We start from the raw sequence: 18142 nt of genomic DNA, 5'->3' as shown, positions 1-18142 counted from the left end.
CCCTATGCTGCGAGGCGTGACGACCGTCTTGTTGATCCAGCCAACGCAAGGCCCGCTGCCCTCGCTGGCGGCCGACTGCGCCGCAGCCGGGTTTGGTGTGCTCGGCCCCGTCGAGTGCGCGGACATGGTGCGCGATGCGCTGCGCAACGACCCCGACGTCGTGCTGTGCTGGCAGCCGCGCGCCGATGCGGCGTTCCTCGATGCGCTGCGAACGTTGCGGGCGCAACGACCGCTGCCCGTGGCCGTCTTCACCCAGGATGCGGACGCGCAGTGGATGAACGATGCCCTGGAGGCGGGCGCCGATGCCTGGGTGGTGCAAGGCTATGCGCCGCAGCGCCTGCGGCCGCTGGTGCAACTGGCGCAGGCGCGGCACGCGCGCGAACGCAAGCTGCGCGAGGAACTGGCCGAGGTCGGCGCGCGCCTCGAGGAACGCAAGCTCGTCGACAAGGCCAAGGGCATCCTGATGCGCTCGCGCCAGATGTCGGAAGACGAGGCCTTCCAGCTGCTGCGCACCGCATCGATGCAGGGCAAGCAGCGCGTGGGGCAGGTGTCGCAGCACGTGATCGACGCGGCGCTCGCGGCCGGCGCGATCAACCGCGCGGGCCAGCAGCGCATGCTGTCGCAGCGGCTGGTGAAGCTTTACGCGCTGGCCTGCAGCGGTACCGAGGCGGCTTCCGCGGCGTTGTTGATGAAGCAATCGGTGGCCCGCGTCGACGAGAACCTGGCCCACCTCGACAAGGCGCTGTCCGCGGCGACCTACGGTGACCTGCTCGCCGCCGCGCGCACGGGCTGGGCCCCGCTGAAGAAGATGCTCTCGGCCGCGCCGGCCGCCGCGCAGCTGCCCGACCTCGACGCCAGGGCCGAGGCGATGCTGCAGCAGGCCGACGCGCTGGTCGCCGCGCTCGAAGCCTCGGGCCTCGCGGCCACCGCGGGCGTGGTCAACGTGTCGGGCCGCCAGCGCATGCTGTCGCAGCGCTTTGCCAAGTGCGCGCTGCTCGGCTCGAGTGAGGGCGCGCGCGCCGCCGCGGCGGCGTTCGAGGAAGGCATGGCGGCGCTGGCCGAAGCGCCGCTCACCAGCACGCAGATCCGCCAGGGCATGGGCGATGCGCGCGAGGCGTGGGTGCGCCTGCAGGAGGGCGTGCGCCAGGCAGGCCAGCCGGCCGGGCGCCTGGCCATCGCCTCCGCGAGCGAGGAGCTGTTGGCCCTGTTCGACCAGCTGACGGAAGCGTACGAACACAGCCTGCAGGTCCTCCTGGGCTAGACGCGCTTTTGCGCGCTACGCGCGCTTCTCCATGTCGATCACCACCAGCGCCGGCTGGCGGTTCCAGCGCAGCGTGATGACGCAAGGCCGCTTGCGCACGCGGGCCCGGATGCCCGAGGTGCCGAGCAGCTTCACCGGCACCGAAATCTCCAGCGCCGGGCCGAGCTCCTTGCGCGCGTTGCCGCCCAGCGTGTTGGCGATCTCGCCTGCGGCGTCCAGGAGGTTGCCGTCGGACAGGTCGGTCTCGCCCTGCAGGATCAGCAGCTCGCGCAGCAGCTGCTGCGGCATCGAGACCATGACGTGGCCATGGTACGAACCGGAGAACGTCACGATGCCGTTGAAGTCGAAAGCCTCGACGTCGCCGGTGTCGAGGAAGGCCGAGGTGATCTGCGGCTCCTCCTTCGTGCTCACCCGGAAGTAGTGCCGCACGGAATCCACGAAGAGCTTCAGCTCGGTATCGCGCAGGTTGTCCATGGCTTCAGCGCTGCTCGGCGACTTCGAGCAGCGCCAGGCGCAGCTCGTCGTCGGTGAAGGGTTTGGAGACGAAGCCGCGGGCGCCGAGTTTCAGCGCCGCGATCGCGGTGGACTTGTCCGACAGCGCGCTCACCACGAGGATGTTCAGCTTCGGCTGGTTGCGCAGCAGCTGCGTGATGCACTGCACGCCGTCCATCTCGGGCATCGTCAGGTCCATCGTGACCACGTCCGGGCGCGTGGAATTGGCGATGCGCACGGCTTCGAGGCCGTTGCGCGCGAGGCCGACCAGCGTGACGTTGGTCATGCCGCCGGTGGAGACGACGCGCGAGATCCGCGAGCGGATCATGTTGGAGTCGTCGACGATGAGCAGTCGCATGGTGCGGCGCGCGCCTTCAGGCAAAGCGGATTCGGAACTCGGTGAACTGGCCCGGCGTCGAGCTCAGGACGATGCGCGCCGCCAGCCGGCGCACGCTCTCCTGCACCACGTCCAGGCCCACGCCGCGGCCGGCGTGCATCGACACGGCAGGGGCGGTGGAGAAGCCGGGCTTGAAGATGTGCGCGACGATCTGGCGGTCGTCGAAGCTCGCCAGCTGCTCCGACGTGTACCAGCCCAGTTGCAGGAGCTTCTCGCGCACGCGATCGGCCGACAGCCCGGCCCCGTCGTCGCGCACGGCGAGCGTCCATTCCGATTCGGCGCGCAGCAACTGCACCTGGACCTTGCCGGGGCCCGGCTTGCCGGCGGTGGCGCGCACCGCCGGCGTCTCGATCCCGTGGGCGACGGCGTTGCGCACGAGCTGGACGGCGACATCGCGCACCAACGCGGCCGTGGTGGGTTCGAGATCGGCCAGGGCGGACATGCGCACCATCGGCTCGACCTCCTTGCCTTGCCCGGCGGCCGTTTCGCAGGCGAGGCGCGCGAGCGCATCGTTGACGGCTTCCGGCGCCGCAGGGGCCTCCGTGCGCGTCGCGGTCATGGCCTTCAGCGCGCCGACGCGGGCGAGAAGCTCCTCCAGCGGCAGGGGCAGCGCGAGCAGGCCCGCACCCAGGTCGCTGCCGGAGTCGCGCAGTCGCTGCAGCTCGGTCTCGAAGGCGTGCGCCTGGATCGCGATCATCTCCAGGCCCAACGCCGCGGCGTCGCCCTTGATCGTGTGCATGCGGCGCGCGATCTCGTTCATGCGGACAAGGATCCCGGCCTCGCCGTGCGCCGCCGACGTGCTGCGCATCAGGTCGTTGATCTCCAGCAGCGAGGTCTCGGCGGCGGCGACGAACTGGCGCAGCAGCGCCGGGTCGGCGTCGACCGCCTTGAGCAGCATGCCGAATTCCTTCTGCGAGCGCTGCCGCTCGGCCCGCAGCTTGGCCAGCAGCTCGATGCGCTCGGAGATGTCCTGCACGGTGACGAGCAGGTGGATCACCGCGTCGCCTTCCTGCACGCGGTTGAAGTGGAACGAGAGGTGGCGCGCCGTGTCCTGGCCGAGGCGGTTGCGCACCGTGGCCTCGACCTCGGAGAGCGGGTTGATGCCCTGCACCAGCGCCTCCTTCACGTGCGGCGAGAACAGCAGCTGCACGTAGTCGCGCGCATCGCCCAGCGTCTTGGCGGAGACCAGCGGCTGCAGCAGCGCGAAGAAGTCGTCGCCGGGCGCGAGCGGGCGCCCGAACAACGCGTGCGCGGACTGCGACAGCTGCGAGCCGAGGCGGAAGTCGGGCGTGATGAGGAACAGGCCCTCGCGCACGCTGGCGAGGATTTCGCGGTTCTCCTCGTTCGCGGCCTCGATGGCCGCGTCCGACGTCTGCAGCCGGCCCAGGAACTTGAACAGGATGAACACGAAGTTGAGCAGGGCCAGCAGCACGCCGGCGGTCTGCACCATCCGCAAGGTGCTGGCGCGCGAGGCGCCCAGCGCCTGCGTTTCGGTGACGAACTCGTTGGCCTTGTTGAGAAGGGCGATGTTGTTCGCCTGGCTGTACGCGAGCGCCGAGGCCAGCTCGTCGAGGCTGAAGCCGTCGGCCATGAGCGGTTGCAGCTTGGCGTAATACGGGACCCACAGCGCGTCCATGGCGGCTTCGAGCTCGCGGCCGCGCGGCGACGTCACGGGCTCCAGCCGCACGGGCTTGCCGTCGCCGCCCGGGATGGTCGCGCCTTCGCGGAAGGCGATGTGCGAGGCCTGCCAGATCTTCGTGCCGGCGCGCAGTTCGGAGAGTGTTTCGGGCTTGTACGGGCGGCCCGCCACGCGTGCCGCGTCCAGCTCAAGCAGGGTGCGCGCTATGCGCTGCGAGACGTAGCGCTGGCGGCCGGCCAGGTTGATGGCCACCGTGTCCTGGTCGATCTTGAACGACGTGTAGAAGTTCAGCACCAGCACGCCGATGTCGAACAGCAGGAAGAAGGCGACCGCGATGATGATCTCGCGGTACTTGCCGAACGAGAACCGCGCGCGGCTGCGCTGCCGCGGGCGGGCGGGCGCGGCCGGAAGCGCCGCGCCTTCGAGGGGTAGGACTGCTGCCATGGGGTTCCTCCTTTGTTCTTGTCTCCCCGGGACCTGCGACAACGCTCAGGCGCGGGCGACCCGTTCCTTCGCGGCCTTGACCGGCTTGGCGACGATGGATTCCACCTTGCGCTGCTTCTCGTACAGGAACGACAGGATTTCCTGCCGGCAGTGGTTGTAGGTGGCGTTCTCGGCCAGCTGGATGCGGTTGCGCGGGCGCGGTAGGTCGATGGCGAGGATCTGCCCGATCGTGGCCGACGGCCCGTTCGTCATCATCACCACGCGGTCCGACAGCAGCACGGCCTCGTCCACGTCGTGCGTGATCATCAGCACGGTGTTGCCCAGCTCGGACTGGATGCGGATCACCTCGTCCTGCAGGTGGGCGCGCGTCAGGGCGTCGAGCGCGCCGAAGGGCTCGTCGAGCAGCAGCACCTTCGGCTCCATCGCCAGCGCCCGGGCGATGCCCACGCGCTGCTTCATGCCGCCGGAGATCTGCGAGGGCAGGCGGTCCAGCGCGTGCTCCATGTGCACCATGCGCAGGTTGTGCAGGATCCACTCGCGGCGCTCGGCGCGGGTCTTGGTGTCGCGGAAGATCTTGTCGACCGCGATCTCCACGTTCTGGTAGACCGTGAGCCAGGGCAGCAGCGAATGGTTCTGGAACACGACGGCGCGGTCGGGGCCCGGCGCGTTCACTTCGCGGCCGTCGAGGATCACGCCGCCGCTGGTGGCCTTGAGCAGCCCCGCGACGATGTTCAGCACGGTGGACTTGCCGCATCCCGAGTGGCCGATGAGCGAGATGAATTCGCCTTGCCGGACCTGCAGGTCGATGCCGCTCAGCACCGGGTTGGCCGTGGGGCCCGTGCCGAACACCATGTCGACCTGCGAGAGCGTGAGGTAGGACATTGCCGTTTCTCCTTAGCTGGCCGCGGTGCCGCGGGTGACCTTGCGGCCGATGAAGGCGACGATGCGGTCCAGCGTGAAGCCGACCAGGCCCACGTACAGGAGCGCCAGGATGATGTCGCTGATGCGCGAGCTGTTCCACGCGTCCCAGATGAAGAAGCCGATGCCCACGCCGCCGATCAGCATCTCGGCGGCGATGATCGCCAGCCACGACAGGCCGACGCCGATGCGCAGCCCCGAGAAGATGAAGGGCGCCGCCGCCGGCAGCATGATCTTGATGAAGTACTCCACGCCGTTCAGGCGCACCACCTTGGCGACGTTGCGGTAGTCGTCGGGGATGTTGCGGATGCCGATGGAGGTGTTGATGATGATCGGCCAGATCGACGTGATGAAGATGACGAAGATCGCGCTGGGATGGCCGTCGCGGAAGCCGGCGAGCGAAATCGGCAGCCACGCGAGCGGCGGCACGGTGCGCAGCACCTGGAAGATCGGGTCGAGGCCGCGCAGCGCCCAGGTCGACTGGCCCACCAGCACACCCAGGCTCACCCCTGCGATCACCGCCAGCGAGTAGCCGTAGGCCACGCGCTTGAGGCTGGCCAGCAGCTGCCACGCGATGCCCACGTCGTTGCCGCCGCGGTCGTAGAACGGGTGGGCGATCAGCTCCCAGCAGTCCTGGACGACCTTGGTGGGCGCCGGCAGCGCGGCGCCCGGGCGCGAGCCCAGCATCTGCCAGATCGCCAGCAGCAGGCCGATGACGACCAGGGGCGGCAGCACGTGCGTCATGAACACGCGCGCCGTGTTGCGCAGGGCCTGCACCACCGCGCCGGGGCCCGCGGGCGCGAGCGGCAGCATCTCGATCGTTTCAGCGGTCTGCATCGCGTCCTCCTCAGGCCGACTTGATGTACTTGATGGACAGGCTGTCGAGGTACTTCTTCGGGTTGGCCGGATCGAACACCTTGCCGTCGAAGAACTTCTCGATGCCGCGCGACGTGGACTTCGGGATGTCCTTGTCCGCCACGCCCAGTTCCTTGGCCGCGGTGCGCCAGATGTCCTCGCGGTTCACCTTGGCGATGAGCGACTTGGTGTCGAGGTTGGGCGGCAGGTAGCCCCAGCGCTGGTTCTCGGTGAGGAACCACAGGTCGTGCGACTGGTACGGGTAGCTCGCGTTGTCGGCCCAGTAGCGCATCTGGAACTTGCTGTTCTTCTCGACGCGGCCCGTGCCGTAGTCGAAGTCGCCCTTCAGGCGGTCGACGATGTCTTCCAGCGGCGCGTTGATCCAGCGGCGGCGCGAGCAGATCTCGGCGACCTCGGCGCGGTTCTTCGGGTCTTCGCAGAACATCTGCGCTTCCATGATCGCCTTGAGCAGCGCCTTGGTCGCGTTCGGGTTGGCCTGCACGTAGTCGGCGCGCATCGCGAACGCCTTCTCCGGGTGGTTCATCCACAGCTCGCTGGTGGTGAGCGCCGTGTAGCCGATCTTCTGGTGGATCAATTGCAGGTTCCACGGCTCGCACACGCAGAAGGTGTCCATGCTGCCCACCTTCATGTTCGCCACCATCTGGGGCGGCGGCACCGTGATGGTGTTGATGTCGCGGTTGGGGTCCACGCCGTTCGCGGCCATCCAGTAGCGCATCCACATGTCGTGCGTGCCGCCGGGGAAGGTCATCGCCGCGTTCACCGGCTTGCCGGTCTTCAGGCGCTTGGCCAGCAGGGCCTTGCCAAACTCCTTGGCGTCGAGGCCGACCTTGAGGGCCTTGTATTCGTCGGCCACCGAAATGCACTGGCCGCCCAGGTTCAGGCGCGCCAGGATGTTGATCGGCACCTGCACGTTGTTGGCCGTTGTCGCACCCGTGGTGATCAGGTAGGGCATTGGCGTGAGGATGTGCGCGCCGTCGATGCCGCTGGCCTTCGAGCCGAGCACGAGGTTGTCGCGCGTGGCGCCCCACGAGGATTGCTTGGCGACCTCGACTTCCGTCATGCCGTGCTTCTTGAAGAAGCCCTTCTCGTCGGCGACGAAGAGCGGGGCGGCGTCGGTGAGCGCGATGAAGCCGAGCTTGGCGGCCTTGGTTTCCAGCGCCGTGCCTTGTGCGCGCGCGCGCAGCGGGACGAGTGCGCCGATCGTGCCGGCTGCGCCGAGCGCGGCCGCGCCCTTGATGATCGAGCGGCGCGAAAGGTTCGCGGCGCGGGTGTCGGTCTTTTCCATCGTCGATGCTCCGTAGTGCCAAGAAAGCGAAAGGCGTCCACCCCTGCCGCCGCGCGTGTGCACGCGTGCGAAGGAATGGACGCCGTTGTCCTGCGACCCTTGCCAAGTGCGGGACGGCTCCATTGCCGCCTGGGTCCTTGCTGCATCACTGCAGGGACCGTGCCAGCTTTTGTGCACCGCAACAGTGCGCGGGATTCAGCGGCCGGGGAGGACCTCGGCCATGGCGAGCAGGGCCTGCGCGATGTCGGCCACGCGGCGCTTCTGGTTCATCGCCATCTGGCGCAGCGTGCGGTGCGCCTCCTCCTCGCTGATGTGGCGGTGGGCCATGAGGATGCCCTTGGCGCGCTCGATGAGCTTGCGCTCGTTCAATGCGCTGCGCGCGGTTTCGAGCTCGTCGTGCATCTCCTGCAGGCGCAAGGCCTGCTCGTGCACCATGTCGATCACCGAGCGTTCCAGTTGCGGGCCGATCGGCGGGCCCGACGGGCCGCCGGCCGCCTCGCGGTGCAGGCTGTCGAGCGTGGACTGCTCGTCGCGCAGCGCGTCGCGCGCCTCGCCGACCTTGCGTCCGCACAGCACGCGCAGGTGGCCGGCCAGCACGTCCTCCACCGTGCGCATGGCGTCCAGGCGCTCCGTGCAGCACTCGTACCAGGCGTCGACGAGCGACTCGTCCATGGGCATGCCGCCCAGCGACTGCCCGATGCGCCGCATGCGCTCGATTTGCACGAGCGTGCGGTGGTCGCAGCTGGCGAGCTCGGCGGCGGTGACCTTGGGGTCGGCGAACTCCTGGAAGACGTCCAGGCAGTGCTGCTGCTGGTCGATCAGCAGGCGCCAGCGCTCGTGGCCCGGGGCGTCGATGCGCCCCACGGCGAACACGGCCGCGCCGTGCGCGCGCTCCTGGCCGGCGTACTCCTTGCCTTGCATGAAATGGAACATCGCCACCAGTGCGCGCGAGATCTCGGCGTCGCCGGCGCTGTCAACCGCCTCGAACACCACGCCCAGAAGGCTTGCGATGAGGCGGACCAGGACGGCGGTGGCATCGCGCGCCGAGATGGCGCGCGCCGCGATGCGCGTGCGCAGCTGCGGCAGGCCGTCGAGCGCATCGAGCGCGATGGCGATGCGGTTGAACACGCGCGCACCGTTGCGCACCGCGCCGGCATCCAGCGCGAGGCGGTCGAAGCTGGCCACCACCACGGCCTGCAGCGCGTCGCACTCGGGGATCTGCTCCAGGCGCATGGCCGCGAAGCGTTCCCCGCGCGAGGCCAGGAAGATGTTCGACATGCCGCGCTCGCGCTGCAGGGCATGGATGAAGCGGCCGATCACGCCGACGAGCTCGCTGGTGTGCGCGAGCCTTTCGAGCTCGTCGATTTCGCAGCGGCGGGCGGCGAGCAGGTGGCTGAGGGCGGACTTCACGCACCCCTTCCAGCAACATCCGTGCCGCTAAACTGGGCGCGGTGAAAGTCCTGGGAATCGAATCGTCGTGCGACGAGACCGGCGTGGCGCTCGTCGAGGGCGGCGGTGCGGGCGTGCCGCGGTTGCTGGCGGATGCCTTGCACAGCCAGGTCGAGATGCACCAGGCCTACGGCGGCGTGGTGCCGGAGCTGGCGAGTCGCGACCACATCCGCCGCGTGCTGCCGCTGGCGGAGTCGGTGCTGGCGAAGGCGCAAGCCGATGTGCGTGACATCGATGTCGTTGCCTACACGCGCGGCCCCGGCCTTGCGGGCGCGCTGCTGGTGGGCGCGGGCGTTGCCTGCGCGCTCGGCGCGGCGCTGGGCAAGCCGGTGCTGGGCGTGCATCACCTGGAGGGGCACTTGCTGTCGCCCTTCCTGTCGCAGGACCCGCCGCAGTTTCCCTTCGTCGCGCTGCTGGTTTCGGGCGGCCACACGCAACTGATGCGCGTCGACGGCGTCGGGCGCTACGAGATGCTCGGCGAGACCATCGACGATGCGGCGGGCGAGGCGTTCGACAAGACGGCGAAGCTGCTCGGCCTGGGTTACCCGGGCGGGCCGGCGCTGGCGAAGCTCGCGGAGCAGGGTGACCCGCAGGCCTTCAAGCTGCCGCGCCCGCTGATGCACAGCGGCGACCTCGACTTCTCATTCGCGGGCCTGAAGACGGCCGTGCTCACGCAGGTGAAGAAGCTGGGCGCGGACCTGGAAGCGCGCAAGGCCGACCTGGCGGCGTCGACGCAGGCCGCGATCGTGGACGTGCTGGTGCGCAAGTCGATCGATGCGCTGGAGCGCAGCGCGATGAACCGGCTGGTGGTGGCGGGCGGCGTCGGCGCCAACGCGCTGTTGCGCACGCGCCTGGATGCGGAGTGCGCGCGGCGCAGCGTGCGCGTGCACTACCCCGAGCTGCGCCTGTGCACCGACAACGGCGCGATGATCGCGATGGCCGCCGCGATGCGCCTGGACGCGGGCGTGGAAAGGGCCACGGAGGTTTACGCGTTCGACGTGAAACCCCGGTGGCCCTTGAGCGAGCTGTCGAAAGACACTGGATCCCGGCCTTCGCCGGGATGACCCTTACTTGACCTCGATCGTGCGGGCGTTGCTCACCGGCACCTTCTTGCCCAGCGTCAGCGTCAGCACGCCGTTCTCGAGCCTGGCCGTGGTGGCTTCCGCGTCGATTTCCTCGGGCAGTTCATAGGCCGCCTTGTACTGGCGCTTGGCTTCGGCCTTGGTCTCCAGGCGCACGACCGTGCCTTCGACGGTGATGGCCAGGTCTTCACGCGCGATGCCGGGCAGGTCGAACGACAGCGTCCAGGACTTCTCGTCCTGCTGGACGTCGAAGCCCAGGGTGTTGAAGAAGCGCTCGAAGCTGCGATCGAACGAGCGATACGACGGGGCGACGGCGCGGGTGCGAAGAACGGGTGCGAAAAACATGGTCATCTCCTTGATTACACTGCGCGGCTTTCGTCGTGATCGCCGCATGCTCCCCAGATACGCGCGGCGGTCCTCTTTTCAAGTGTCCCGGAGGGAAAAACAAGGATGAAAATTTCGCGTCGGCAGGTCTTGAAAACGGTGGCGGCAACGCTATCTCTTCCGGCTTTCGCGCAAGCCGCACCCGCGGTGAAGCTCGCGATGATCGAGGGCTTCTCGGGCGGCAACGCCAACGGCGGGGAGGCCGTCTTCCGCAACCTGGTGTGGGCGGTCGAACGCGTCAATGCCCGCGGCGGCGTGCGCACCGCGCAGGGCGCCCGGCCGCTGGAGCTGGTGCGCCACGACAGCAAGGGCCAGATCGAGGAGGCGTTGTCGGCGCTGCGCTCGGCCGTCGACGACGGCGCGCAGTTCATCCTGCAGGGCAATTCGTCGGCCGTGACGGCGGCGCTGGCCGAAGCCATCGCCAAGCACAACGAGCGCGAGCCGCAGCGGCGCGTGCTGCTGCTGAACTACGCGGCCGTGGACCCGGCGCTGACCAACGAGAAGTGCAGCTTCTGGCATTTCCGCTTCGACGCCCATGCCGAAATGCGCATGGCGGCGCTGGTCTCCGTGCTGCGCGAGGACAAGGCGCTGAAGTCGGTGTACCTCATCAATCCCGATTACAGCTTCGGGCAAGCGGTGCAGCGCGAAGCCCGGCGCCAGCTGGCTGCGCAGCGGCCCGACGTCGAGATCGTCGCGGAGGAACTGCACCCGCTGCTGCGCATCAAGGATTTCGCGCCGTACGCGACGAAGATCAAGGCGAGCGGGGCGCAGGCGGTGGTCACCGGCAACTTCTCCAGCGACCTCACGCTGCTGGTGAAGGCGGCGCGCGAGATCGGCTACGAAGGCAAGTTCTACACGTTCTACGGCAACGCGCTGGGCGCGCCGGCGGCGATGGGCGAGGCGGGCATCGGCAAGGTGATCGCCGTGGCCGACTGGCTGCCCAACGTGCCGACCGCGGCCAGCGAGGCCTTCTACAAGTCCTTCCGCCAGCGCTACCCGAACCCTGCCGACGACTACGTGCACATGCGCATGCAACTGATGATCGAGGCGCTCGCGCAGGCGATCGAGAAGGCCGGCACGACGCAGGCCGTGCCGGTGGCCAACGCGCTCGAGCGCGTGTCGGTGCAGTTCAGCGGGCAGGGCGGGGCGATGCGCGCGGCGGACCACCAGTTCCAGCAGCCGCTGGTGGTGGGCGTGATGGACAAGGTGGGAACGCCCGGCGTGAAGTTCGACGTCGAAGGCTCGGGCTACGGCTTTCGCGTGATCAAGCAGCTCGCGCCGGCGCAGGCCGAGATGCCCACCGCCTGCAAGATGGCACGGGTCGACTAGGTCTTCGGCGGCTCGAGGGGCCGGCGCAGGTCGATGACCGGCCGCGCCAGGTTCTCGACGGGTTTCTCGGGTGGGGCGGTGTCCTGGTAGTCGGCCACGACCTCGCCCGGGTTGGTGTCGGAGAAATGCTTTTCGAGGGATTCGCGGTCCCACTCCGCCGCGCCTTTCTGGCGCGCCGTGAGCAGCCGGTCGGCCTGCACGTGTTCCCAGTATTCGGGCTGGGGCATCGGCATTTCGTAGATGGCGTCCGGCGTGATCTTCCAGGTGATGCCCGAGAGCCAGTAGCGCACGTCGGGCGCGGCGGCGAGCAGCCGCCTTTCCAGGTCGGCCTGGAAGGACGAGATGTAGGTGAGGAAGCGCGGCTCGTCCACCTGCACCGACAGGCGCACCTCGATCCACTCCTCGCCTTCTGGCGTGACCATGGTGTTGAGCTCACCGCTGATCCAGGCCGCCGGCACGTTGGTCTTCTGCACGGTCTTGGCCAGCACCACGCGCAGCATCTCCTTGCGCAGCTCGTGCTTCGCGGCCTTGGCCTTGGCCTCGGTGGCCTCGCGCGCCGACGCGCGCGCTTCCGCCTTGGCTTCCACCTCGTCGTCGTCCGCGGGCAGCAGCGACTGCAGCTTGGAGTCGTTGCTGGCGCGCGAGATGGGGCCCGATCGCGTGTCCGGGGCTGCCGAATCCTTCGCCTCGGCCTGGCGGGAGCGGAAGAATTTCATCGCCGCAATTTAGTCTCCCATCGCCGCCTTGTCACGGGGGCTTCCGGCACTGGGCATACTCGGCCGCATGCGAAGCGCCATCCAGAACCTCGAAGAATCGAAGATCCGCGAAGTCGCCAACGCCGGGATGGGGCGGGCGGACGTGCTGGCCTTCTGGTTCGGGGAAAGCGACGAGGCCACGCCGGAATTCATCCGGGAAGCGGCTATCGAGTCGCTGCGCAAGGGCGAAACTTTCTATGCCCACAACCTCGGGTTGCCCGAGCTGCGCCAGGCGATCTCCGCTTACACCAGCCGGCTGCACCCGGGCGTCAAGGCCGATCGCATCGCCGTGACCTCGGGCGGGGTCAACGCGCTGATGCTGGCGGTGCAGGCGCTCGTGGACGCCGGCAACGAAGTCGTGGCCGTCACGCCGGTCTGGCCGAACCTCACCGCGCAGCCGCTGATCATGGGCGCCAACCTGCGCCGCGTCTCGCTCGTGCCCAAAGACGGTGCATGGGCGCTGGACCTGCAGAAGCTGCTGGAGGCCATCACCCCGGCGACGAAACTGCTGGTGGTCAACGCCCCCAACAACCCGACCGGGTGGACGCTCACCCGCGCCGAGCAGCAGGCGATCCTGGACCATTGCCGGCGCACCGGCACCTGGATCCTGGCCGACGAGGTGTACGAACGTCTGTATTACGAGGCGACGCCCAACGCCTGCGCCCCCAGCTTCCTGGACATCGCCTCGCCCGACGACCGGCTGGTGGTCGCCCACAGCTTTTCCAAAAGCTTCCTGATGACCGGCTGGCGCCTGGGCTGGCTGGTGATGCCGGCGAGCCTGACGCAGCACATGGGCAAGCTGATCGAATTCAACACCTCGTGCGCCAGCGTCTTCACCCAGCGGGCCGCCCAGGTGGCCATGGAGCGCACGGACGAGGTCACGCCGCGGGTGGTGGCGCACCTGAAGGCGTGCCGGGACACCCTGGTGCCGCGGCTGCAGGCGCTGGACCGGGTCGAGGTGGCCTCGGCCAAGGGCGGCATGTACGCGTTTTTCAAGCTCAGCGGTTTCGGGGATTCGCTGGAGGTGGCCAAGCGGCTGGTGGCCGAGGCCGGGCTGGGCCTGGCGCCCGGCAACGCCTTTGCCCCGCAGGCGCAAGGCTGGCTGAGGTGGTGTTTCGCCTCGAAGGACGCCTCGCGCCTGGAGGAGGGCGTCGCCCGCCTGGAGCGCTGGCTGGGGTGACGGGCTATAATCTTCGGGTTCCGCGTCTTGCGGATCGCACGTTGGAGGCCCTTCCAGCCACCAACGCAAGTCAAACCTCAAATTAGGAAACCCCGATGACCGCCATCAACAAGGCCGACATCGTCCGCGACAACGCGCGCGGCACGAACGACACCGGCAGCCCCGAAGTGCAGGTTGCGCTGCTCACCGCGCGCATCAACGAACTCACGCCGCACTTCAAGACGCACCTGAAGGACCACCATGGCCGCCGCGGCCTGCTGCGCATGGTGAACCGCCGCAAGAACCTGCTGGCGTACCTGAAGGAAAACGACGCCGACCGCTATACGGCGCTGATCAACAAGCTCGGCCTGCGCAAGTAAGAAGCGCACGCAGGGCTGCTCGAATGCAACACGCCTGGGCCAGCTAAGCCGCTTGTCCAGGCGTTTGCACATCGGAAGGGCGAAGAAGACGACCACGCGCTGTGTCATTCCACCAGCGGCCCGCGAGGGGCCCTTGATGGAATGGCATCGTGTTCGGCCTTCATCTCCTGCCACTCCAAAACCAAAAGCAAGGAGCCGAACATGACCATGTTCAACAAAGTCACCAAGACCTTCCAGTGGGGGTCGCACACCGTCACGCTCGAAACGGGCGAAATCGCGCGCCAGGCATCCGGCGCGGTCATCGTCGACATCGAGGGCACCGTGATCCTCGCCACCGTCGCCGCGTCCAAGAACGCGAAGCCGGGCCAGGACTTCTTCCCGCTCACGGTGGACTACATCGAGAAGACGTACGCCGCCGGCAAGATCCCCGGCAGCTTCTTCAAGCGTGAAGCCAAGCCGAGCGAGCACGAGACGCTCACCTCGCGCCTGATCGACCGCCCGATCCGCCCGCTGTTCCCCGAAGGCTTCTTCAACGAAGTGCACGTCGTGATCCACACGATGTCGCTGAACCCCGAAGTCGACGCTGACATCGCCGCCATGATCGGCACGTCGGCCGCGCTGGCCATCTCCGGCCTGCCGTTCGCGGGCCCCATCGGCGCCGCGCGCGTGGGCTACGTCAACGGCGAGTACGTGCTGAACCCGGGCCAGACCGCCCGCAAGATGTCCGACCTGGACCTGATCGTCGCCGGCACGGAAGCCGCGGTGCTGATGGTCGAGTCCGAGGCGCAGCAGCTGTCCGAGGAGATCATGCTCGGCGGCGTGGTGTTCGGCCACGAGCAGGCCAAGGTCGCGATCAACGCCATCCACGACCTGGTCCGCGAAGGCGGCAAGCCCGTGTGGGACTGGAAGCCGGCCGACAAGGACGAGCCCTTCATCGCCAAGGTCAAGGGCCTGGCCGAAGAGAAGTTCCGCGCCGCCTACCAGATCCGCAGCAAGCAGGCCCGCACGCAGGCCCTGCGCGAAGCCTCGGCGTCCGTCAAGGAAGCCCTGAAGGCCGAAGGCACCGAATTCGATTCCGTGGCCGTGGACGACCTGCTGTTCGGCGTCGAGTCGAACATCGTGCGCAGCCAGATCCTCAACGGCGAGCCGCGCATCGACGGCCGCGACACGCGCACCGTGCGCCAGATCGAGATCCGCACCGGCGTGCTGCCCCGCACCCACGGCTCGGCGCTGTTCACGCGCGGCGAGACGCAGGCGATGGTCGTCACCACGCTCGGCACCGAGCGCGACGCGCAGCGCATCGACGCGCTGATGGGCGAGTACGAAGACCGCTTCATGTTCCACTACAACATGCCCCCCTTCGCCACCGGTGAAGTGGGCCGCATGGGCTCCACCAAGCGCCGCGAGATCGGCCACGGCCGCCTCGCCAAGCGCGCGCTGATCCCGGTGCTGCCGACCAAGGAAGAGTTCCCCTACACGATGCGCGTCGTGTCGGAAATCCTCGAGTCGAACGGCTCGTCGTCGATGGCTTCGGTCTGCGGCGGCTGCCTGTCGCTGATGGATGCCGGCGTGCCGGTGAAGGCGCACGTGGCGGGCATCGCCATGGGCCTGATCAAGGAAGGCAACCGCTTCGCGGTGCTGACCGACATCCTGGGCGACGAGGACCACCTCGGCGACATGGACTTCAAGGTGGCCGGCACGGCCAACGGCGTGACGGCCCTGCAGATGGACATCAAGATCCAGGGCATCACCAAGGAGATCATGCAGGTCGCCCTGGCGCAGGCCAAGGAAGCGCGCATGCACATCCTGGGCAAGATGCAGGAAGCGCTGGGCGAGGCGAAGACCGAGGTGAGCAACTTCGCGCCGCGCCTGTACACGATGAAGATCAACCCCGAGAAGATCCGCGACGTGATCGGCAAGGGCGGCTCCACCATCCGCGCGCTGACGGAAGAAACCGGCTGCACGATCGACATCGCCGAAGACGGCACGATCACCATCGCATCGACCGAAGCCGAGAAGGCCGAGTTCGCGAAGCAGCGCATCACCGAGATCACGGCGGAAGTCGAAGTGGGCAAGGTCTACGAAGGCCCGATCACCAAGATCCTGGACTTCGGCGCGCTGGTGAACCTGCTGCCCAGCAAGGACGGCCTGCTGCACATCTCGCAGATCGCGCACGAGCGCGTCGAGAAGGTCACCGACTACCTGAGCGAAGGCCAGGTCGTGAAGGTCAAGGTCCTCGAGACCGACGACAAGGGCCGCGTGAAGCTGTCGATGAAGGCGCTGCTCGAGCGTCCCGCCGGCATGCCCGAAGAGCAGCCGCGCGAGCGCCGCGAGCGCAGCGACCGCCCGCCGCGCGGCGAATACCGCGGTGACCGCGGCGATCGCGGTGACCGTGGCGACAGGGGTGACCGCGGCGATCGCGGCGAGCACCGCGGTGACCGTGGCGAACAGCGCGGCGAGAACCTGCCGCCCGAGCAGCGCGAGCAACAGGCCCCGCGCGAGCCGCTGCCGCAGGTCGACGCCGTCGACACGCCGCCGCACCAGTGAGAGCCGTCGAGATCACGACGCCGGGCGCCCCTGGCGTCCTGAAGCTGGGCGAGCGCCCGGACCCCAAGCCGGGCGCGGGTGAACTGCTCATTCGCGTCACGGCCAGCGGCGTGAACCGCCCCGACGTCCTGCAGCGCACGGGCAACTACCCCGTGCCGCCGGGCGCTTCGGACATCCCGGGCCTGGAAGTCGCGGGCGAGATCGTCGCCGGCGACGACAAGGAACTCGCGGCGGCAGGCTTCAGGAAGGGTGACCGAGTCTGCGCGCTGGTCGCCGGTGGCGGTTACGCGGATCTCTGCGCGGCGCCCATCGGCCAGTGCCTGCCGGTGCCCAAGGGCTTCAGCGACATCGAGGCCGCTTCGCTGCCGGAGACGTTCTTCACCGTGTGGAGCAACGTGTTCGACCGCGGCCGCCTGCAAAAGGGCGAGACCTTCATGGTGCAAGGCGGCACCAGCGGCATCGGCGTCACCGCGATCCAGATGGCCAAGGCCTTCGGCGCGAAGGTGATCGCGACGGCCGGCAGCGACGACAAGACGGCCGCGTGCCTGAAGCTCGGCGCCGACCATGCCATCAACTACAAGACGCAGGATTTCGCCGAAGAGGCGAAGGCGATCACCGGCGGCAAGGGTGTCGACGTGATCCTCGACATGGTGGCCGGCGGCTACGTCACGCGCGAGGTGAACTGCCTCGCCGAAGACGGGCGGCTCGTGATCATCGCCGTGCAAGGCGGCACCAAGAGCGAATTCAATTCGGGGCTGGTGCTGCGCAAGCGCCTGCACATCACGGGCTCCACGCTGCGCCCGCGTCCCGTCGCCTTCAAGGCGGCGATCGCCGCCGCGCTGAAGACGCACGTGTGGCCGCTGCTGGAAACCAAGGCGATCCAGCCCGTGATCTACAAGACCTTCGCGGCCGCCGAGGCCGCGCAAGCCCATGAACTGATGGAATCGAACCAGCACATCGGCAAGATCGTGCTCACCTGGCCATGACGAGAAAGCTGATCGCAGGCAACTGGAAGATGAACGGCAGCCTGGCCGCGAACGAGGCGCTGGTGCGCGCGGTCGCGCAAGGCATGGGCAACGCGCAGTGCGACGTCGCCGTGTGCGTGCCCGCGCCGTACCTCGCGCAGGTCGCGCAGCTGCGTGCCGGCACGAAGCTGGAGCTGGGTGCACAGGACGTGTCGAAGCACGAGCAGGGCGCGTACACCGGCGAGGTGTCCGCGGCGATGCTGCGCGAACTCGGCGTGCGCTACGCCATCGTCGGCCATTCCGAGCGCCGCCAGTACCACGGCGAGACCGACGAACTCGTGGCCGACAAGGCCAAGGCGGCACTCGCGCACGGCGTGACGCCCATCGTCTGCGTCGGCGAAACCCTCGCGGAGCGCGAAGCGGGCCAGACCGCCGACGTGGTCAAGCGCCAGATGGCGGCCGTGATCCACGTCAACGGCCATTGCATCAGCGAGATCGTCGTTGCCTACGAACCCGTGTGGGCCATCGGCACCGGCAAGACCGCCACGCCCGAACAGGCGCAGGAAGTGCACGCCCTCTTGCGTGCGCAGCTGAAGGCCGCAAGTACGCATCCGGAGCGGGTGCACATCCTGTACGGCGGCAGCATGAACGCGGCGAATGCCGCCACGCTGCTGGCCCAGCCCGACATCGACGGCGGCCTGATCGGCGGCGCGTCGCTGAAGGCCCCCGATTTTTTGCAGATCATCGCGGCCGCCTCGGCGGCCTCGAAATGAAGTTAAC

The 18142-nt window shown here is 68.4% G+C and carries 17 protein-coding genes; 8 read left to right on the top strand and 9 right to left on the bottom strand.

Annotated features, from left to right (window positions below; genetic code table 11):
- Window positions 1–16 precede the first annotated feature (16 nt).
- Window positions 17–1261, top strand: a complete 1245-nt coding sequence (locus WG903_RS16635) for a type IV pili methyl-accepting chemotaxis transducer N-terminal domain-containing protein (protein ID WP_340077452.1) — start codon at window positions 17–19, stop codon at window positions 1259–1261.
- A 15-nt stretch (window positions 1262–1276) separates the two neighbouring features.
- Here the strand turns inward: WG903_RS16635 and WG903_RS16630 are convergent, their stop codons facing one another.
- From WG903_RS16630 to WG903_RS16600, 7 genes are all read right to left on the bottom strand, one after another.
- Window positions 1277–1735: a chemotaxis protein CheX gene (locus WG903_RS16630; protein WP_340077450.1), complete on the bottom strand. Its 459-nt coding sequence runs from the start codon at window positions 1733–1735 to the stop codon at window positions 1277–1279.
- 4 nt (window positions 1736–1739) lie between these two features.
- Complete coding sequence (locus WG903_RS16625) at window positions 1740–2111, bottom strand: response regulator transcription factor (RefSeq protein WP_340077448.1); 372 nt, start codon at window positions 2109–2111, stop codon at window positions 1740–1742.
- Window positions 2112–2127: 16 nt separating this feature from the next.
- Entirely contained in the window at window positions 2128–4233 is a 2106-nt protein-coding gene (locus tag WG903_RS16620) for an ATP-binding protein (protein ID WP_340077446.1), read from the bottom strand.
- Between the two features lie 45 nt (window positions 4234–4278).
- Entirely contained in the window at window positions 4279–5115 is an 837-nt protein-coding gene (locus WG903_RS16615) for an ABC transporter ATP-binding protein (protein WP_445263612.1), read from the bottom strand.
- A 12-nt stretch (window positions 5116–5127) separates the two neighbouring features.
- Window positions 5128–5988: a nitrate ABC transporter permease gene (gene ntrB / locus WG903_RS16610; RefSeq protein ID WP_340077444.1), complete on the bottom strand. Its 861-nt coding sequence runs from the start codon at window positions 5986–5988 to the stop codon at window positions 5128–5130.
- A 10-nt stretch (window positions 5989–5998) separates the two neighbouring features.
- Window positions 5999–7312: a CmpA/NrtA family ABC transporter substrate-binding protein gene (locus WG903_RS16605; RefSeq protein WP_340077442.1), complete on the bottom strand. Its 1314-nt coding sequence runs from the start codon at window positions 7310–7312 to the stop codon at window positions 5999–6001.
- Between the two features lie 195 nt (window positions 7313–7507).
- A complete protein-coding gene (locus tag WG903_RS16600) occupies window positions 7508–8722 on the bottom strand; it encodes a nitrate- and nitrite sensing domain-containing protein (RefSeq protein ID WP_340077440.1) in 1215 nt (404 codons plus the stop codon).
- Between the two features lie 41 nt (window positions 8723–8763).
- On the opposite strand from WG903_RS16600, the gene tsaD reads away from it, so the two are divergent.
- Window positions 8764–9825 (top strand): tRNA (adenosine(37)-N6)-threonylcarbamoyltransferase complex transferase subunit TsaD, encoded by a 1062-nt coding sequence (gene tsaD / locus WG903_RS16595; RefSeq protein ID WP_340077438.1) that lies wholly within the window; start codon window positions 8764–8766, stop codon window positions 9823–9825.
- 3 nt (window positions 9826–9828) lie between these two features.
- Here the strand turns inward: tsaD and WG903_RS16590 are convergent, their stop codons facing one another.
- The gene (locus tag WG903_RS16590; RefSeq protein WP_340077436.1) at window positions 9829–10188 is read right to left on the bottom strand and encodes an Hsp20 family protein; all 360 of its coding nucleotides are present in this window, start codon (window positions 10186–10188) and stop codon (window positions 9829–9831) included.
- A gap of 105 nt (window positions 10189–10293) precedes the next feature.
- Here WG903_RS16590 and WG903_RS16585 point away from each other — a divergent pair, with 105 nt between their 5' ends.
- The gene (locus WG903_RS16585) at window positions 10294–11556 is read left to right on the top strand and encodes a branched-chain amino acid ABC transporter substrate-binding protein (protein WP_340077434.1); all 1263 of its coding nucleotides are present in this window, start codon (window positions 10294–10296) and stop codon (window positions 11554–11556) included.
- Here the strand turns inward: WG903_RS16585 and WG903_RS16580 are convergent.
- Window positions 11553–12272 carry a hypothetical protein gene (locus WG903_RS16580; RefSeq protein ID WP_340077432.1) on the bottom strand — a complete coding sequence of 240 codons (720 nt, stop codon included), beginning with the start codon at window positions 12270–12272 and terminating at the stop codon, window positions 11553–11555. The genes WG903_RS16585 and WG903_RS16580 overlap by 4 nt on opposite strands.
- Before the next feature lie 67 nt (window positions 12273–12339).
- Between WG903_RS16580 and WG903_RS16575 the strand changes: the two genes are divergently transcribed.
- The 5 genes from WG903_RS16575 to tpiA all read left to right on the top strand — a co-directional run bounded on the left by WG903_RS16575 (window position 12340) and on the right by tpiA (window position 18135).
- Entirely contained in the window at window positions 12340–13491 is a 1152-nt protein-coding gene (locus WG903_RS16575) for a pyridoxal phosphate-dependent aminotransferase (protein WP_340077430.1), read from the top strand.
- A gap of 95 nt (window positions 13492–13586) precedes the next feature.
- Window positions 13587–13850 carry a 30S ribosomal protein S15 gene (gene rpsO / locus WG903_RS16570; RefSeq protein WP_340077428.1) on the top strand — a complete coding sequence of 88 codons (264 nt, stop codon included), beginning with the start codon at window positions 13587–13589 and terminating at the stop codon, window positions 13848–13850.
- Between the two features lie 201 nt (window positions 13851–14051).
- On the top strand, window positions 14052–16397 hold the full coding sequence (gene pnp, locus WG903_RS16565; RefSeq protein ID WP_340077426.1) for a polyribonucleotide nucleotidyltransferase: 2346 nt from the start codon (window positions 14052–14054) through the stop codon (window positions 16395–16397).
- Window positions 16394–17383, top strand: a complete 990-nt coding sequence (locus WG903_RS16560) for an NAD(P)H-quinone oxidoreductase (protein WP_340077424.1) — start codon at window positions 16394–16396, stop codon at window positions 17381–17383. Before pnp ends, WG903_RS16560 begins: the two co-directional genes overlap by 4 nt.
- A complete protein-coding gene (tpiA, locus tag WG903_RS16555; RefSeq protein WP_340077422.1) occupies window positions 17380–18135 on the top strand; it encodes a triose-phosphate isomerase in 756 nt (251 codons plus the stop codon). The genes WG903_RS16560 and tpiA overlap by 4 nt, the downstream gene beginning before the upstream one ends.
- The last annotated feature ends 7 nt before the right edge of the window (window positions 18136–18142 follow it).

Source organism: Ramlibacter sp. PS4R-6, from assembly GCF_037572775.1.
Taxonomy (GTDB): domain Bacteria; phylum Pseudomonadota; class Gammaproteobacteria; order Burkholderiales; family Burkholderiaceae_C; genus Ramlibacter.
The sequence above is the reverse complement of the archived record's forward strand: the minus strand, read 5'-3'. Positions and strand labels throughout refer to the sequence as shown.

Coding starts and splice junctions, on each gene's coding strand:
- WG903_RS16615 (WP_445263612.1), bottom strand. CDS start 5,115: ATGTCCTACCTCACGCTCTCGCAGGTCGACATGGTGTTCGGCACGGGC.
- WG903_RS16575 (WP_340077430.1), top strand. CDS start 12,340: ATGCGAAGCGCCATCCAGAACCTCGAAGAATCGAAGATCCGCGAAGTC.
- WG903_RS16630 (WP_340077450.1), bottom strand. CDS start 1,735: ATGGACAACCTGCGCGATACCGAGCTGAAGCTCTTCGTGGATTCCGTG.
- tpiA (WP_340077422.1), top strand. CDS start 17,380: ATGACGAGAAAGCTGATCGCAGGCAACTGGAAGATGAACGGCAGCCTG.
- pnp (WP_340077426.1), top strand. CDS start 14,052: ATGACCATGTTCAACAAAGTCACCAAGACCTTCCAGTGGGGGTCGCAC.
- WG903_RS16590 (WP_340077436.1), bottom strand. CDS start 10,188: ATGTTTTTCGCACCCGTTCTTCGCACCCGCGCCGTCGCCCCGTCGTAT.
- WG903_RS16620 (WP_340077446.1), bottom strand. CDS start 4,233: ATGGCAGCAGTCCTACCCCTCGAAGGCGCGGCGCTTCCGGCCGCGCCC.
- WG903_RS16625 (WP_340077448.1), bottom strand. CDS start 2,111: ATGCGACTGCTCATCGTCGACGACTCCAACATGATCCGCTCGCGGATC.
- WG903_RS16580 (WP_340077432.1), bottom strand. CDS start 12,272: ATGAAATTCTTCCGCTCCCGCCAGGCCGAGGCGAAGGATTCGGCAGCC.
- rpsO (WP_340077428.1), top strand. CDS start 13,587: ATGACCGCCATCAACAAGGCCGACATCGTCCGCGACAACGCGCGCGGC.
- WG903_RS16585 (WP_340077434.1), top strand. CDS start 10,294: ATGAAAATTTCGCGTCGGCAGGTCTTGAAAACGGTGGCGGCAACGCTA.
- ntrB (WP_340077444.1), bottom strand. CDS start 5,988: ATGCAGACCGCTGAAACGATCGAGATGCTGCCGCTCGCGCCCGCGGGC.
- WG903_RS16605 (WP_340077442.1), bottom strand. CDS start 7,312: ATGGAAAAGACCGACACCCGCGCCGCGAACCTTTCGCGCCGCTCGATC.